This window comes from Microbacterium sp. F51-2R, assembly GCF_052180235.1.
Lineage (GTDB): Bacteria > Actinomycetota > Actinomycetes > Actinomycetales > Microbacteriaceae > Microbacterium.
Genome location: NZ_CP197470.1, coordinates 884,765 through 901,316, shown reverse-complemented (window position 1 = coordinate 901,316; position 16,552 = coordinate 884,765). Strand labels below are relative to the sequence as shown.

The following is a 16,552-nucleotide window of genomic DNA, read 5'->3' as shown; positions in this document are numbered from 1 at the left end:
CGCCGGCCGAACCCAGGGACAACCCATGACCGACACGCTTGCAGACACCTACGTCGACCCGGGTCAGGTGCGCAACCGCCGCTCGCTGCCCGACCCCGACGCCGACGCCCGGGTGCGCGCCGACGACCGCGGTCACGTTTTCCATTCCTGGAGCGCGCAGGCGCTCATCGATCCGCTCCCCATTGCCGCCGGCGACGGTGCGACGTTCTGGGATTACAGCGGCAACGCGTACCTCGACTTCGGCTCCCAGCTGGTCAACCTTAACCTCGGCCATCAGCATCCCGATCTCGTCCGAGCAGTCCAGGAACAGGCCGGTCGCCTGGCCACCATCCAGCCCTCCATGGCGAACGATGTGCGCGGCGAACTCGCGCGACGCATCGCGAGCGTCGCGGGAGGCGGATTTGAGAAGGTGTTCTTCACAAACGGCGGCGCTGACGCGAACGAGAACGCCGTCCGCATGGCTCGCCTCGTGACCGGGCGCCGAAAGGTGCTCTCGATGTACCGCAGTTATCACGGCAACACCAGCACGGCTATATCGGTCACCGGCGACCCGCGCCGGTGGCCCAACGAGCCAGCGGACGGCTCGACGGCGAAGTTCTTCGGTCCTTACCCCTACCGCTCAGCGTTCCACTCGTCGAGCCCCGAGGAGGAGGCCCAGCGCGCACTCGAGCACCTCGAGCAGACCATCGTGCTGGAGGGTGCCTCGACGATCGCGGCCATCATCGTTGAGACGATCGTCGGCACGAACGGGGTGCTGATTCCGCCGCCCGGCTACCTGGCCGGCGTCCGCGAGCTGTGCGACCGGTACGGCATCGTCTACATCGCCGATGAGGTGATGGTCGGCTTCGGCCGCGTCGGCGAGTGGTTCGCATTCCAGGCCTTCGACGTGCAGCCGGACCTCATCACTTTCGCCAAGGGAGTGAACTCGGGCTACGTGCCGCTCGGCGGCATCGTGATCACAGACCGCATCGCCGCGCACTTCGACACCGTGTCATTTCCCGGTGGCCTCACCTACTCAGGCCACCCGCTCGCCTGCGCCGCCGGCGTCGCGACGTTCGAGGTCTTCGAGCGCGACGGCATCCTCGCCCGGGTACGCGACGTCGGCGCTGCTATCGTCGAGCCGCGGCTGCGAGACCTCGCATCGCGGCATCCCTCCGTCGGCGACGTTCGCGGTAGAGGCCTGTTCTGGGCGATCGAACTCGTCAAGGACCGCGAAACCCGCGAGGAGCTCGTCCCCTTCAACGCCAGCGGAGCGGATGCCGCGCCTCTGGCTGCGGTTGCCGCGGCGTGCAAGCGTGATGGAGTTTGGCCGTTCATTCACTTCAACCGCGTGCACATAGCGCCGCCGCTCGTCATCTCGGAGTCCGACCTTCTGCGAGGACTGGACGTCATTGATCGCGCTCTTTCGGTTGCCGACGATTACACACACTGAGCAACATCGGCACCACAGAGGCAGGCATGTCGAGATCGGAGTGCACAACGGGCGACCGGTAAGATCCCGAGACGTTCCGATGCAGCGACCGCGGCGCGGGCTGGCGCTACCTTGGAGGGCGAGGCAACGCATTACCGCTCTATAGTGGCGCTTTCTGGGGCTGGCTTCACAGTCACGGAAGGCCGCCCGTCTAGGGAAACCCGCGCATCGGGCCTGCGTCCGTGCGTACGTTACCGACGGCAATCGGGGGCCGCCAAAGTCGAGATCTCCAGCGACGAGAGGGCCGGGATCCCGATCGGCGTGCTCTCCCACGCGGTCACCCGGTTGGCGCCCGGCGGCGTTACGGTTGAGCGCGTCCTCGCGGACCAAGGGGTAGGCGTACCGTTCTCACGCCTGGCCAGGCTGCGCCGAGCCCGCAAGAGTCCCAAACGCTGCGGCGTACCGGCCTCGGACCACAACGGCGAAGCGAGCGCTTGCACCATACTCTCGCCGACGCAGGGCCGACACCCCTCCACCGGTCCTAGGGACGCCATCGGCATCACCTAGCGGAGGAGAACCGACGCTCGTGCGTCGATGTCGCTTGCTGACCGCCCGACAAGAATTTCGTACTCTCCCGGTTCGATTCGCCAATGCTTGGATGCGGGGTCCCAGTACGCGAAGGCGCGACGGGGGATGGGGACCTCGAGCTCCACGTATTCGCCTGCGGGGACCTGCACGGACTCGAACGCGGCCAGCCACTGCACCGGCCGTTCGACTGCGGAGTCTGTTCGACGGAGATAGACCTGAATGACGTGGCTGCCGTCCCTGTCCCCAGTGTTGCCGACCCGCACGGGCATGAGCACATATTTGTCCCGCTGGCGGGGGCCCCCAGTGGCCTCCACGTCGAACGTCGTGTAGGACAAACCATGCCCGAATGGGTACGCCGGTCGTCGCCCCGCCCTCAACCATGCGCGGTACCCGATATGAAGGCCTTCGTCGTACGCCAGAATCCCTCCCTGCGGGGTGACAGAGGGAATGAGTGCGTCGGCCTGCCGGTCCGGCCATGTCATCGGCAGGCGACCACCAGGCTGGGCGCGGCCGAGTAGTACCTTGACGACAGCTTCCCCGTACGCCTCGCCGCCAAACCACGTCATCAGGATCGCGTCAACCTCATCCTTCCAAGGCAGGATCACGGGTGCGCCGGCATTGACTAGGACCACGGTTGGCGTGCCGGTTGCGGAGATCTCGCGCACCAACCTGTTCTGGCCGTCGTCGAGGCTCAAGGTCGACCGGTCGAAACCTTCCGATTCGATGCGCGCGCTGGTGCCCACAACGACAATCGCCACATCCACCTTGCGGGCGCTCTCAACCGCTTCCCGAAGGAGAGCATCAGGATTTTCGGCAACCGCATGGAAGCCATAGCAGAACGCAAAGTATGCGTCTGCAGGGCGGCTGCGGAGGTCGTGCACATACTCGACCGTGATCCAATCTGCACTCGTCGGAACGGCCGCGGACGCAATCGGCGGCGTCAGGAACGTAGCGCCGACTTCCTCGTGTGGTGCCATGAGGGTCTCGTCGAGCAAGACATGCCCGTTTACGCGCATCACCGTGCGTCCGAGAGCCGCGAACCCGATCCGCATCCAGCTGAGAGCGGCCGGCCGCACAGCAACCGTGACGACGAGTTCATCCGAGGACTCGAGAGGAGCGCCGGGGGTGAGGTCGACGAGCATTCCAGCCGTACGGACTTCAGAATGGATTGTGGTGCCACCTCGTCGCAACTCGATCAGCGCACCGCGCTCGCCGCCGTCTGGCGTCCGGGTGAGCTCCGTGGGAAAGTCCACCAGTGAGTCGGGATTTCCTAGTCCGATGTGATAGTCGACCCGGTCCGCGCCCACGGCTTCACGAAGCGCGTCCAGCGGCGATGAAACGTATTCAGGTACGACGGTGGCGCTGCCTCCTCCCTGTGTCCGTGCGAAACGGGCGTTCTGACCGTAGAGACCGATCCTCCCGATCCGAGCGGCGAGCGGCAGTACCGGACCACCAGGCCGCCCCTCGTTCTTCAGCAGCACCATCGCTTTCGTTGCCGTCTCTTCGGCGAACGCCCGACCCGAGTCCGGCGGCGGAGTGGGTTCCGGATTGAATGGCACGCTTTCGAGCGCGCCGACACGCGCCGCCAGGCGCAGCAGTCGGTCCACCTTCCGGTCGACGACCGCCTCGGAAATTACGCCGCTGGATACCGCGTCCATAAGTGTTCGGCCCCATGGGCCGTCGGGTCCAGGCATGACGAGGTCCTGGAAGCCGCGCGCAGACTCCAGCGACCGGACTGCTCCCCAGTCGCTCACGACCACCCCATCGAAGTTCCACTCGCCGTTGAGGGGTTCGCTCAGAAGCGTGTTCTCGGTCATGGTAACCCCGTTCACCTGGTTATACGCGCTCATCACCAGCCACGCTCCGGCTTCCCGGACAGGCTCCTCGAAGGCACGAAGGTACAGCTCTCGCAGCGTTCGCTCGTCGACCGTGACCGATGCAGTTAAGCGTTCCGTCTCAAAGTCGTTCGCGACGTAATGCTTTGGGGTGGCGCCGACTCCATGGCGTTGTACGCCACGGACGTACGACGCTGCCATCCGCCCCGAAAGCACAGGGTCTTCGCTGAAGCACTCGAACGCTCTCCCGCCCAGCACCGAACGATGCAGATTGATGGTGGGACCGAGGATGACATGCACCCCCTTGCGCCGGGCCTCGCCCGCCGAGATGCTCCCGTAGCGCAGCGCTAGCTCCCGATCCCACGTCGCCGCGAGAGCAGCCCCATTCGGCAGGCTGAGTGAAGGATCCCTCTCATCCCATCGCTCGCCCCGGACCCCTGATGGCCCATCGGAAAGGACGATGGCGCTCAGACCAATCTCCGGCAGAGCGACGGTGCTCCAGAATGTGTCGCCCGTCAGCAGGCGGACCTTCGCGTCGAGCGTCAGTCGCTGACGAAGCGCGATCAGGTGGGCGCGGTCCGGGTTGGAATCGTCGTGCTGACTAGCGGTCATGGTCGTCCTCGAGTATGTGAAGCGATGTGTATCAAGCTTTACATGACGTTGACCCTCAGATGATCAGGTCTATCTTCGGCACGCCGTTCCATGTATAACTCTTTACACGAACGCGCCACAGTCGCAATCATCCCGAAACCATCGCTCGACAATGTAGTGAGGCATGTCCATGGTTGATATCAATGCCGGCGGGGGAGTCCTTCCGCCCACCGTCGCCCCCGAATCCATCGCGATCCCGAAGAAGCGCATCAGCGGCCTCATGGCCGTGTTGTTCATCTTGGCGTGGGGAGGTGCCTATCTGGCGGTGATCACTCCTGTCTCCTCCACTCTCGCGGTGCGAATCAGTCAACTGGCGACGGATCAGGTGCAAGCCGCACAAGCGCTCGGATGGATCATGGGGGTCGGATCCGCGGTGGCGATTGTCGTCGCTCCAGTGATGGGCTTCCTCAGCGACAACACAACCGTCCGTTGGGGGCGGCGCCGTCCCTGGCTGTTGATCGGCTCTGCCTTCACACTGCTCGCGCTGGTCGGTCTCGGACTGGCCCCCACCCTGATCATCGCCGCCATCGCGTGGTGGGCCGTGCAGTTCGGCGCGAGCGTCGTGACGATGGTCCTCAGTGCCTTCATGCCGGACTGGGTTCCCGTCGAGCAGCGGGGGAAGGTGGGTGCATGGATCGGTATCGCGCAGCAGTGCGTGCCGCTGGCAGGAATCTATGTGGCACAGATCGTCGTCTCGCAGAACCTGCCCGACGTCCTGCTGTTTCTGATCCCGGGCGTCGTCGGCTTCGTATTCGTGTTCATCTTCGGCGCGGTCATGCCCGATCGCGTGATCAAGAGGGAGGATGTTTCCCGTATCAACCCGCTCACGGTGCTCAGGTCTTTCTGGTTCTCTCCGAAGCATCACCCTGACTTCGCGTGGGCGTGGGTGGGTCGCTTCTTCATGGCCTTCATGTTCCAGCTCTATGCCGTGTACCAGCTGTACTTCATCATGGCGCGCTTCGCCCCAGACCTGGGAGATGCTCTCAGCCTGCAACTGCTGATCGGAATCGTCTCGGTGATCGTGATCGCCATCTCGGCCCATCTCTCCGGGTGGTACTCGGACCGCACCCAACGTCGGAAGTCGGGCGTGTACCTCGGTAGCGGACTGTTCGTCGTGTCGATGGTCATGCACGCGTTCGCGTACGACCTGGTCTGGCTCTGGATCGCCTCGATTGTCGCCAGCATCGCAATTGGCGTCTACTTTGCGGTGGACCTCGCACTCGTCACCGACGTGCTTCCCGACGCGGACACCAGGGGTGCCAATGGCATGGGGATCTTCAACATGGCCAATCTGCTCCCGGGAGTATTCGCACCCCTGGTGGCTCCCTTCCTCTTGGGTATCGGAGCCGGAGGCGAGAACTACCTCGCGTTGTGGCTGTGCGCCGCAGTCATTGCCGTGCTCGGAGCGCTCACGGTCGCGCGGATCAAGAGCGTTCGATAGCGGCCCCTTGTCGATCGCCGGCAGTGGCAGGGTGTACGCCGCCCTGCCGCTGCCGCTGCCGTGCCGACCAGCCCGACCGAGTGCGCAAGCCGGCGACTACGATGAGCGAATATGTCGCACAGTGCTGCGGAGAGCTCCACTCGAGAGGCGCTTGTGAGAGCCGCGATCCGTGTCATCGGGTCACGAGGACTCCGGGGCTCGACTCTCCGCGCCATTGCCGCCGATGCCGGACTGACGCACGGCATGATCGTCCACCATTTCGGAACCCGCGCGAACCTCGTGCGAGCGGCGATGGAGTACTCCGTCGCGCGTTCCCTCGTCGGCGCAATGCCGGACACGATCGGCGCGCGGAGGCCTCGACTGGGAGAACATGTCCGCGAAGTCGCAGCGGATCCGGATGGCATCGTGGCGTTTCAGCGCGAAGTGCTGAACGAGGCAGGCCGCGATCCCGCGCTACATTCGATAGCCGTTGAAATGTGGCGTCAGTTCGACTCGGCGGTAGCCGCGCAACTTGCGGATGCCGGCGTCACGGATTCCGACGCGGTCATCCTGTTCGGCGCGGCGGTCGAAGGCCTCGTTCGTCGTCAGATGGACATCGGTTCGGCCGCGGGAGTGACTGGAGCCCTTGCTCTGCTCGATCGGCTTGTCGAGCAGGCCGGCGTCCCCGGCGCTCCGTCCTAGCACGAGAGCGCCGTCGCGCCAGCTTCGGCAGCCCGAGTGGTTTCCGGCATCCGTGCCGATCCCGCTATGCCGTCAGTCGTCGCTTCGGGTTGTTATCCACATGGATTATGGTGTCTCAGGAGCTACGCACGCCAATCAGGGGCGACCGCGACGAGACGCACCAAGTGACGCTGCCCATTCATTGCCCGAACAGCACACCCGCCTCGAAGGAGGCCTCCATGTCCGAGGTTCAGTCGAGACCGGGAGCCGCTAGAAGCACGGCCAATCGAGGGCGGGGCGGCGACCCCGAAACGCGCCCGGGTGGGCGGGCTCATCGCTGCACCAACCCCAGTGTCCCGAACTGGCCGCGTGCCGTGATGCTTAGCGGCGCCGCTCTCGCGGCGCCCGCTCCAACTCGTCCGGCGGACCTAGGAAGGACTAGCGCGTGAATATCAGGCCTGAGAGTGTTCGGTTCGAGAACCACGAAGACGGGCGAATCGGCACTGGGGAAGCGTCCCCTCGCCTCTCGTGGATCATCCCCGAGGCTCCGCCCGCGTGGAAACAAGAGGCGTATGCGGTTGAGGTCGTCCGCGAATCCACAGGCGCCCAGCGGTTTGTAGTGACCGGTTCAGAACAGGTGCTGGTGCCCTGGCCCGACGCCGCCCTACGTTCCCGGGAGCGCGCCCGAGTGCGTGTGCAGGTGCGTGGCGGTGCCGTCTGGAGTGCGTGGAGTGCGTGGGCGGAAGTCGAGGTCGGCCTTTTGGACCGCTCGGATTGGGTGTCGCAACTGATCGCACCTAGCTGGCCCGAGGACTCAGCCGAACTTCGGCGACCTGGACGGTTGCGTAAGGTGTTCACCGTCCCTGCCGACATTGCTTCGGCCCGTCTGTATCTCACAGGGCACGGCCTCGTCGAGGCCGAGATCAACGGGACGCGCGTTGGCGACGAGCAGCTGACGCCAGGCTGGACGAGCTACTCCCACCGGCTCCGATACGCGACGTTTGACGTGACGCCGCAACTCATTGCCGGCGACAACGCGATCGGTGTATGGCTGGGCGATGGGTGGTGGCGGGGGCAGGTCGGATTCGGCTCTCGGAACGTCGACAATTACGGCACGCGCATCGGAGCGCTCTGCCAGCTGGAGATTACGGACAGCACTGGAGAGCGATTGATCGTTCCCAGCGATGGCTCGTGGAGGGCCAGCCCCGGTCCGATCATCTCCTCCGGGCTCTACGAAGGAGAGCGGTTCGACGCGCGACTCCACGACATGCAATGGAGCTGTGCGGACTTCGACCAGGAGGGCTGGGCGGCCGTCGAGGTGCTCCCACCCGTCGCCGCTCGCCTCGTAGCGCCCGACGGGCCCCCCATCCGCGTCATCGAAGAGCTCCAGCCCGTCCGCATCGATGATCGGGGTGACGGCCGATGGATCCTTGACTTCGGCCAGAACCACTCCGGGCGGCTACGACTCCGCACTAACGGCCACCGCGGAGACATTCGGACGTTTCGGCACGCCGAGATCCTCCTTAACGGCGAACCCGTGTACGAGCCGTTGCGGGACGCCCACGCGACGGATGCCTTCATCTGCAATGGCGAAGACGGGTATTGGTCACCCCGGTTCACTATTCATGGTTACCGATTCGTTGAGGTCCAGGGGTGGTACGGCCCAATGCTGCCATCGGATGTCGTCTCCCAGGTGATGCACTCCGACATGGAACGCCGGGGCTGGTTCTCATCATCCGATGCTCGATTGAATCGCCTCCATGAAAGCGCCGTGTGGGGTCTCCGCTCCAACTTCGTCGATATTCCGACCGATTGCCCGCAACGGGACGAACGACTCGGGTGGACAGGTGACGTCCAGGTGTTCGCCCCTGCAGCGACGTTCGTTTACGACGTGGTCGGGTTCCTACAGAGCTGGCTGCAGGACCTGGCAGTGGAGCAGGAGACGGTCGGCCACGTGCCGCTGTGGGTGCCGTTCGTGCAGATCCCGATACTTTCTGACTATTTCGAGGTTGGCCCCACAGCGGTATGGAGTGATGTCGCAGTGCTGCTTCCTCACACGCTCTACAAGTACTCCGGAGATCTCGGGCTCGTACGCCGTCAATACGAGAGTGCCAAGTCCTTTCTCGGCGCTGTCGAGACGCTCGCGGGGGCGGACCTCATCTGTCCCGCCTTCGCGCAACTAGGTGACTGGCTCGACCCCGCAGCCCCACCAGACGACCCTACTGCTGCGTTGACCGAGAAAGAGCTCGTCGCCACGGCGTATTTCGCGCGCTCGGCGGAGCGTCTCGCCGAGCTGGCCCATAGCCTTGGAGAGTTCACCGACGCTGCGCGCTACCGCCGACTTCGGGAACGAGTGGCGGTCGCATACGCGGGACGCTTCGTTCTTCCCGGCGGGCTGCTCACGAGCGACACGCAGACGGGATACGCCTTGACGACCGTCTTCCATCTCTGGCCCGACGCGGCCCACGCGCAGGCCGGCGCCAAGCGTCTGGCAGGGCTGATTCGCGCCGCGGGCTGGACCGTGGGCACCGGATTCGCAGGGACTCCTGTGATCGCGGATGCGTTGACCCTCGGAGGGTACCTGGCTGACGCGTACCGGCTCCTTCAGAACGACCAGTTCCCTTCCTGGCTGTACATGATTAAGAGCGGAGCAACGACTCTGTGGGAACGATGGGACAGTCTGCGCCCGGACGGCGCCATCAACGATGCATCGATGACGTCCTTCAACCACTACGCGCTCGGATCGGTTCTCGATTGGATGCATACCACGATCGCTGGGATCGCGCCCGCCGCGCCCGGATTTCGCCGAATCCGGTTCGCCCCGCGCCCCGGGGGCACTCTCACCAGCGCATCCGCGCGCCACCGCACGCCATACGGGGAAGCGTCCATCGCGTGGGTTGACAGCGACCACGGGCTGCACGTGGACGTCCGGGTGCCCGTCGGGACAGAAGCCGAGGTCGCGCTCCCTGACGGCATCACGCACTTCGTCGGCCATGGTCGGCACTCCTTCCTCGCGGACACGCGAAACTAGGAACGAGGAGCAAAACGCAACCGCTCTGCCGTCGCGCCGAACAGGGGACCGCAAGATGCCGAAAGTCGTGGACGCGGCCGAAAGATCTGCCGAAATCATCGATGCCGCCATGAAGATTCTCAGTGAGGGCGGTTTCGTTAAACTGACGCTGTCGAACCTGGCCAAGGAACTGGGCGGATCGATGCGGCTCGTCACCCACTACTACCGCGACCGGCCGGCACTGATCGACGGCATCCTCGAAAAGATGGCCTTGGAGACCGACGTGGTCGTTTCCGAGATCGAAGCGCTCGAGACCACGGACGCGAAAGTCATTCACGCGCTGCAGTGGTTCGTGCTGCCCGACGCGGAATCGGTGAGGGATGAGAAGGTCCGCATCGCGCTGCTCGTCCACAAGGACGTCGAACCGGCGATCGCCCGCTTCTTCGAAGCCGTCGATCTACGCATGCGCGCATTGCTCCGCACTGCGCTGACCGATGCCGTCCCTACGGCGCGCATGGAAGACACGATCGACTTCCTCCGTGTCGTGACCAGCGGTTTGGCCCTGAATGTAGTCGAGCACGCCGAGAACTGGCCTGCAGCCAAGCAGTGGGGCGTCGTCGAGGCCTGCCTTCACCAGCTCAGGCTGCTCGATGCGCCGAGCCCTAGCGGCATCGCGTAACAGCGCAGTTACCCAAACGACTTCCGCCGAAACATTTTTTATGAAAAGGTCTTTACACAAGACCTCGGCAGGGAAATGATGGAGCGGGGACCACGGCTGGCAGATGGACACCGCCGTAGCCGCGCAGTGACAGGAGACGACGATGACCGACATCGTGTGGCGGACAGCGGACGAGCTGGCCCAGTTGTACCGGACTGGCGAGCTGTCGCCAGTGGAGGTCGTGGAGGCGTCTCTTCAGCGGATCGCGGAGGTGGACGACGTCGTCAACTCGATGGTCACCGTCACCGCCGAGCTTGCCCGTGTCCAAGCTCAGTCCGCCGCAGATCGCTTTCGTTGCGGCGATGAACTCCCGGCTCTGTTCGGGATCCCGGTGACGGTGAAGGATCTGGTCGACACCGCAGGGGTGCGCACTACCTACGGATCTGTGCAATTCGCGAACCACGTCCCCGACACGGACGCATTGGCCTGGGAACGGCTCAAGGCGTCCGGCGCCATCCTCATCGGGAAGACGACTACTCCGGAATTTGGGCTGCTGGGTGTCACGGAAAGCCGGCTGACGGGCACGACGTCCACTCCGTGGGCAGCAGGTCACGCATCCGGCGGATCGAGCGGTGGGGCCGCCGCGGGCGTTGCGGCTGGAATCGTCCCGCTGGCATGGGGATCGGACGGCGGCGGATCGATCCGGGTTCCATCGGCCTTGTGCGGCGTCGTCGGAATCAAGCCGACTGTCGGGCGCATCCCACACGCCGATAACACGGACCCGGACACCACGGAGGGACCGATCGGCCGCACCGTCCTTGACGCGGCCATCATGCTCGATGTCACCGCCGGACGACACATTCGCGATCGCTACTCTATTCCATCGACGGGTGAGGTCTTCGCCGATTCCGCTCGCCGCGACGGCGACTTGGCCGGCTGGCGGATCGCCGCCACTGCGAATCCTCAGCATGGCCCGATCGACCCCGACGTAGCCGCCGCGTTCGAAGTGGCGCTGCGGGTGCTCCAGGATCTGGGCGCCTCCGTCGAGTTCATCGAGATGGATCTGCCCGACCCCCATGAATTCTTTCTCGCATACTGGGGTGCCGAGTTCGCGGCCGCTGCTGCAGAGATGACTGAGGCCGGCCAGGATGTGTGGCCCTCGATCCTTCATGTCGCCGAGCAGGCGCGGAGGCTCCCACCGCTCCAGGTGAGCGATGCCCTCCGCGCGGAGAGGACTCGCATCTACAACGCATACGTCGCCGCCTTCGATCGGTTCGACGTCCTGGTTACCCCGACCACGCCGATTCCGGCCTTTCCTCACCGCGGCGACATCGGCGGTCTCGACCTGATCGCGGGCCAGGCGATCGCCAACCCCGGGACATACCTGCACAGGCTCACCGAGCCACCCTCACATGCGGGTGTCCCGGCGATCTCCGTACCTTGCGGTTTGACGCCTGCCGGGCTTCCCGTCGGCCTCCAAGTCATAGCGCCTCAGTTCGAGGACGGACGCGCGATATACGCCGCCGCTCGCTACGAGCAATCCACCGTCTGGCACACCCTTCATCCCAGCCGATTCTGAAGCCGATCCTGCCCGCTAATACGAAAGGTCGCACTGCCCTTGCTCACCTCCGACGTCACGCGCGCGGACCTCACTACTTTCCCCTCGACTGACCGCATTCTCGGGTGGATCGACGACCTTGCGTCGCTCGGTCACCGCAGGACCGGGACGCCGCAGGGCCGCGCGTCCGCGGAGTACATCGCGAACGCGTTCCGCGGCGCCGGGCTCGACCCCGTACGCATCGAAACCGCCCCCACACCCTGTCCAACAGTTCATCAGCAGCACTTCCGGATCGATACCGCCGCCGCTGAGGTCTTTTGGATCAACGGCACCGGCCGCCGTGAAAAGCTGGGACGCTTCGCCCATCGGGTCGAGGCTGAGGTCGTGTACCTCGGCCACGGATGGGAGCACGACTTCGACCGCGTAGACGTCGCCGGCAAGATCGTGGTCTGCGACATCGAGTTCCTTCCGTCGTCGGCCACTGCCTTTCTGGAAGGCAACCCGCGCGCCGAGGTCTACGACCCCGAAGACACCCTTCACGAACCCCGCCGCAAGTACGACATCTACTCACCGAACAATTGGCCGAACAACTACTTCTACGCTCAGCAGCGAGGAGCGGCCGGCTTCATCGGTGCTCTCCAGAACTACATGGACTGCTACAACTACAACGAGGACTACACCGAAAACGGTGCGGTGCTCGGCGTTGAAGCCATGACCATTCCCGGGTTATGGGTATCCCGGGCCGACGGTCGCATCATCGCTGAGGCCGTCGAGCAAGCGTCGCGGCCCACGGTGGGAGATCTCTGCCTGGACGTCGAGTACGAATTGAAGGACGCCCTGAACGTCCACGGCATCCTGTCGGGACAGTCCTCGGACATAATCATGGTGCACTCCCACCACGACGCGGTGTTTGCGGGCGCCGTGCAGGACGCATCGGGAGTAGCCGAAGTGCTCGCCCTGGCCGAGTACTTCGCAACCCTCCCGTCGGAGCAGCGACCCAAAACGATGATGTTTGCAGCCACCGATACGCACTTCACTGACTACGTCGGACATGCCGCCTTCCTGGAAGAGCGCGACGCGGCGAAGCACCGCATCGTCCTTGACCTCTGCATCGAGCACGTCGGCAAAGAGGTCGAGCTTGATGAGGAGAACAACGCGATCGAGACAGGCCACGTCGAACCTCGAATCGTCTACGTCTCGGATGAGACCGGTCTTCTCTCCGTCGTCAAGAACACGTTCGCCGCCCACCACCTCGGCCGCACAATCTTCGCGCCCGTCGCGGCTCCCGACCCCGGCTACGACGGACCGTATGAGTTCCGGCCCGATGAGGTCATCTCGGATGCGTACTACTTCGCGGAGGCCGGGATTCCGGTCGTCAGCCTCGTATGCGGGCAGATGTACCTCTTTCATCCCTCGGACACCATCGACAGAGTGCCCGCCGATCAGCTGCGACCTGTCGGGATGGCGTTTGCCGAGATCGCCATCGAGGCTGCGCGCCGGCTCTAGCAGCCGCGAGTGAATGCCGATTCCTAAGACACCCCCCGATCAGCGCATTGGCGGACGGATACTTCGCCAGGAGGCGACACTTTGACCTTTGCACCGAAGACCGCCTACAGTCACGAGCTGCGAACCGATCGCAGCCTGATCTCGGCCGCCTTGCGCGACGCCAAGCGAGAACCCTTCTGGACGGACGATCCGTTACGGCCGTCCCCGCGCACGCCACTGCATGAATCCGTCGAAACGGATCTGCTCGTCGTAGGAGGCGGGTACTGCGGACTGTGGGCCGCGCTCTTGGCCAAAGAACGCAACCCCGGTCGCCGTGTGGTGCTACTCGAGGCAGAGCGGATCGGTTGGGCCGCCAGCGGCCGTAACGGAGGGTTCGTCGAGGCCAGCCTCACACACGGACCCGACAACGGCGACTTCCACTTCGCGGACGAGATGACGACGCTCCACGAGCTGGCTGACGACAACTTCGCAAACTTCGTCGCGACGATCTCTCGCTACGGCATTGACGCGGAACTGGAGCTGGAACCCACCCTCAGTGTTGCGACCGAGCCACACCAAGTTGATGACATGCGTGCCAAGCACGGCGACGCCGTGCTCTCCGGCGTGGCGCTCGCCCGATACGGCGCCTCGCCTCTGTATCGAGCAGGCGTTCTCGAGCGGCACGGCAATGCCTTCGTCCACCCCGCCAAGCTGGCATGGGGGTTGGCGACCGCCGCAGAGCAACTCGGTGTCGAGATACACGAGGGCACCCCCGCGACGGGCATGGCCAGGAGCGCCTCGGGACGCTCGGTCCGCACGCCCCACGGCTCCGTCCACGCAAGCCGGGTCATCCTCGCGACCAACGGATTCCCTTCCCTGTTGCAGCGACTGCGGCTATTCACCGTTCCCATCTATGACTACGTCCTGATGACTGAGCCGCTGAGCCAAGCTCAGCTGGACAGCATAGGTTGGACTGGCAGGCACGGCATCACGGATTCCGGGCGTGAGTTCCACTACTACCGCAAGTCAAGTGACAACCGAATTCTGTTCGGCGGATATGACGCGATCTATCATCGCGGCCGCCGAGTAAAGGCCGAACACGACCAGCGCGACGAGTCCTTCGAGCGGCTCGCAGACCACTTCAACCTGACATTCCCGCAACTTGCCGGCACGCCCTTCTCCCACAGGTGGGGCGGCATGATCGACATGTCCACCCAGCTGGTTGCGTTCCACGGCGCAACCCGAGACAGAAAAGTCGCCTTCAGTGCCGGCTACACGGGATTAGGCGTCGCAGCGACTCGCTTCGGAGCTGAGACAATGCTGGACTTCCTGGATGGAAAGAGGACAGTCCGCACGGAATTGCGTATGTCTCGTCGGCTGCCTGTCCCCATCCCGCCCGAACCGCTTGCGTATCCCCTGATTCAGATGATGCGGCGCGCCGTCGCGGCCTCCGATGCCAGAGGCGGCCGGGACGGAATCCTGCTGCGCGCTGCAGGTCTGCTCGGAGTGGGCTTCGACTCCTAACCGCGCGAGCCCTCGCAGCAGGCGAGAAGGCATATGCTACGAACGCGAACCGTTCGCGCCCAGGATTCTGGTGGTAATCATCTCAAGAACTCGACGATGGCGCGGGTGACCATGCGGCTGTGCAAAGTAGAATCGTGGTCGCCGGGCACGATCAGCAAACTTGAGTGCGCGAGCGCGCGACAAAGAATCTCAGGCTGGTCGGCGAGGAAGTCGCTAAGACCGGCGTACACCAGCACCTCCTGTGTGATCGCGGTCAGATCGATTCCATCGATAAGGAGCGAATCTGCTAGTGCCGCAAGAGCGAGAACGTCGGCGCCGCGAGCCGTTGCAGCATCCCGCCACGCGGCTAGATCGGGGGCTTGCTCGTCGGAGACGCTCGAGGAGAAGGCCGCGGCAAGTAGCTTGGGGTTCAGTACTCGCGAGTCGAGACCGCCGACCTGGACAATCCCTGAGCCGACTCCGCCGACCGCGATGCGCCTGATCAGCCCCGTGGATGTCGACGCCGCGAGCAGGCTCGCGACGGAACCCATTGAGTACGCGACGACATCGACCTGGTCGCCTACCTCCGCCGCAAGTTCCGTCACGTCCAGCGCGAGCCGCCGCTCGCCGTAAGCCGACGACTCGTGTGGGGCATCCGAGTCGCCGTGCCCTCGCGCGTCGAAGAGGACGATCGGTCGACCTAGCACGGCAAGCGCGTCGACAATGCCGCGGTCTACCCATTCCTCTCGCGCAGAGCTGGCGAACCCATGATGGAGGATGATCGGCAACCCGCGGCCACTGATCACCGAATATCGGAGCCGCACTCCGTCGCTGGCCGCAAAGAACATCTTCTCATCGCACGCCGTAATTGCCATCGTCCCTCCTGCCCGCTATCCATGCGGATAACAGCATCTCAGACAGTAGCGGGCGTCCTGAGTCGTTGCAAACCCCCGTGGAACCACCGACACGCCCCCTGCGCGGCGTAGCAACTGCAATTCGGTCTTGTGGGAGTGTGGCAAACAGCGGCGATCAGGGAAGCTCGCCGCGTCGGCTCCATCCCTTTCGGCATCGGCCACCGACGTGCGCGCCCCGCCAATCCGTTCCCTTCGTCCTTGTCCTCCAGAACGATCGCGCCCGACGCGCCGCTTCCAGCTGGGCTGCTCACCCCCGGCTGATGAGGTTGCCCCACTCCCCGTTCGGTCAGCGGAGGAAGACCGGAGCTTGTCCGGGTCGGTGGTGACCATGTTCAGCAGCTCACCGGGCCTGCGCAGTTCAGCATCCGCGAGGTCCGCGAAGAGATTTTCCATGCGCCTGATCCCGGCGTCCTCCGAGTGGCCGATCTGGTCGACGAACCGCACACGTGAGACGGAGGAGCCGGACCCCAGCAACCGTCGGATACCGCATGGAATGGACGGGGCCCAGCGCGGTGAGTCCGCCGGCGAGCTGAGTGGCCGCGCCAGGCGTGAGAGCGAGGGCTCGCGCGAGGCCGCCCACAGGCAGGCCATCCGGCTCTGCGCGGTGAGAAGGGACAAAGCGATCAGCTGGGTACGAGAGAGCTCAACGCCTCGGAGAGGCGTGGTGTTTCACGGCCACAGCCGCTCGACACCGACCACGCCGTCGAGCGCTGCCGCAATCAGGAGCTTCCGGTCAGTGTCCACAGGCCTCGGGAGGGGAACACAGAGAACGACAAGTGGCCACGAGAACTCTATCCGCTCAACAAAGCGCATGGGTTCCTGGCGGGCGATCTACAGT

10 protein-coding genes are annotated in these 16,552 nt (G+C 64.6%); 8 read left to right on the top strand and 2 right to left on the bottom strand.

Annotated features, from left to right (window positions below; translation table 11 throughout):
• The first annotated feature begins 25 nt into the window (after positions 1–25).
• On the top strand, positions 26–1,432 hold the full coding sequence (locus ACSBPH_RS04235) for an aspartate aminotransferase family protein (protein WP_442576357.1): 1,407 nt from the start codon (positions 26–28) through the stop codon (positions 1,430–1,432).
• 542 nt (positions 1,433–1,974) lie between these two features.
• Here ACSBPH_RS04235 and ACSBPH_RS04230 read toward each other — a convergent pair.
• Positions 1,975–4,446, bottom strand: a complete 2,472-nt coding sequence (locus ACSBPH_RS04230) for a beta-glucosidase (RefSeq protein WP_442576356.1) — start codon at positions 4,444–4,446, stop codon at positions 1,975–1,977.
• A 169-nt stretch (positions 4,447–4,615) separates the two neighbouring features.
• Here ACSBPH_RS04230 and ACSBPH_RS04225 point away from each other — a divergent pair, with 169 nt between their 5' ends.
• From ACSBPH_RS04225 to ACSBPH_RS04195, 7 genes are all read left to right on the top strand, one after another.
• A complete protein-coding gene (locus tag ACSBPH_RS04225; protein WP_442576355.1) occupies positions 4,616–5,926 on the top strand; it encodes an MFS transporter in 1,311 nt (436 codons plus the stop codon).
• A 111-nt stretch (positions 5,927–6,037) separates the two neighbouring features.
• A complete protein-coding gene (locus ACSBPH_RS04220) occupies positions 6,038–6,607 on the top strand; it encodes a TetR/AcrR family transcriptional regulator (RefSeq protein WP_442576354.1) in 570 nt (189 codons plus the stop codon).
• A 424-nt stretch (positions 6,608–7,031) separates the two neighbouring features.
• Positions 7,032–9,617, top strand: coding sequence for a family 78 glycoside hydrolase catalytic domain (locus ACSBPH_RS04215; RefSeq protein WP_442576353.1), 2,586 nt, complete (start codon positions 7,032–7,034; stop codon positions 9,615–9,617).
• A gap of 55 nt (positions 9,618–9,672) precedes the next feature.
• Positions 9,673–10,275 carry a TetR/AcrR family transcriptional regulator gene (locus ACSBPH_RS04210; protein WP_442576352.1) on the top strand — a complete coding sequence of 201 codons (603 nt, stop codon included), beginning with the start codon at positions 9,673–9,675 and terminating at the stop codon, positions 10,273–10,275.
• Between the two features lie 142 nt (positions 10,276–10,417).
• On the top strand, positions 10,418–11,833 hold the full coding sequence (locus ACSBPH_RS04205; protein WP_442576351.1) for an amidase: 1,416 nt from the start codon (positions 10,418–10,420) through the stop codon (positions 11,831–11,833).
• A 39-nt stretch (positions 11,834–11,872) separates the two neighbouring features.
• Entirely contained in the window at positions 11,873–13,318 is a 1,446-nt protein-coding gene (locus tag ACSBPH_RS04200) for a M28 family metallopeptidase (protein ID WP_442576350.1), read from the top strand.
• An 81-nt stretch (positions 13,319–13,399) separates the two neighbouring features.
• Positions 13,400–14,821, top strand: a complete 1,422-nt coding sequence (locus ACSBPH_RS04195) for an NAD(P)/FAD-dependent oxidoreductase (RefSeq protein ID WP_442576349.1) — start codon at positions 13,400–13,402, stop codon at positions 14,819–14,821.
• 77 nt (positions 14,822–14,898) lie between these two features.
• On the opposite strand, the gene ACSBPH_RS04190 is transcribed toward ACSBPH_RS04195, so the two are convergent.
• Complete coding sequence (locus ACSBPH_RS04190) at positions 14,899–15,675, bottom strand: alpha/beta fold hydrolase (RefSeq protein ID WP_442576348.1); 777 nt, start codon at positions 15,673–15,675, stop codon at positions 14,899–14,901.
• Positions 15,676–16,552 lie beyond the last annotated feature (877 nt).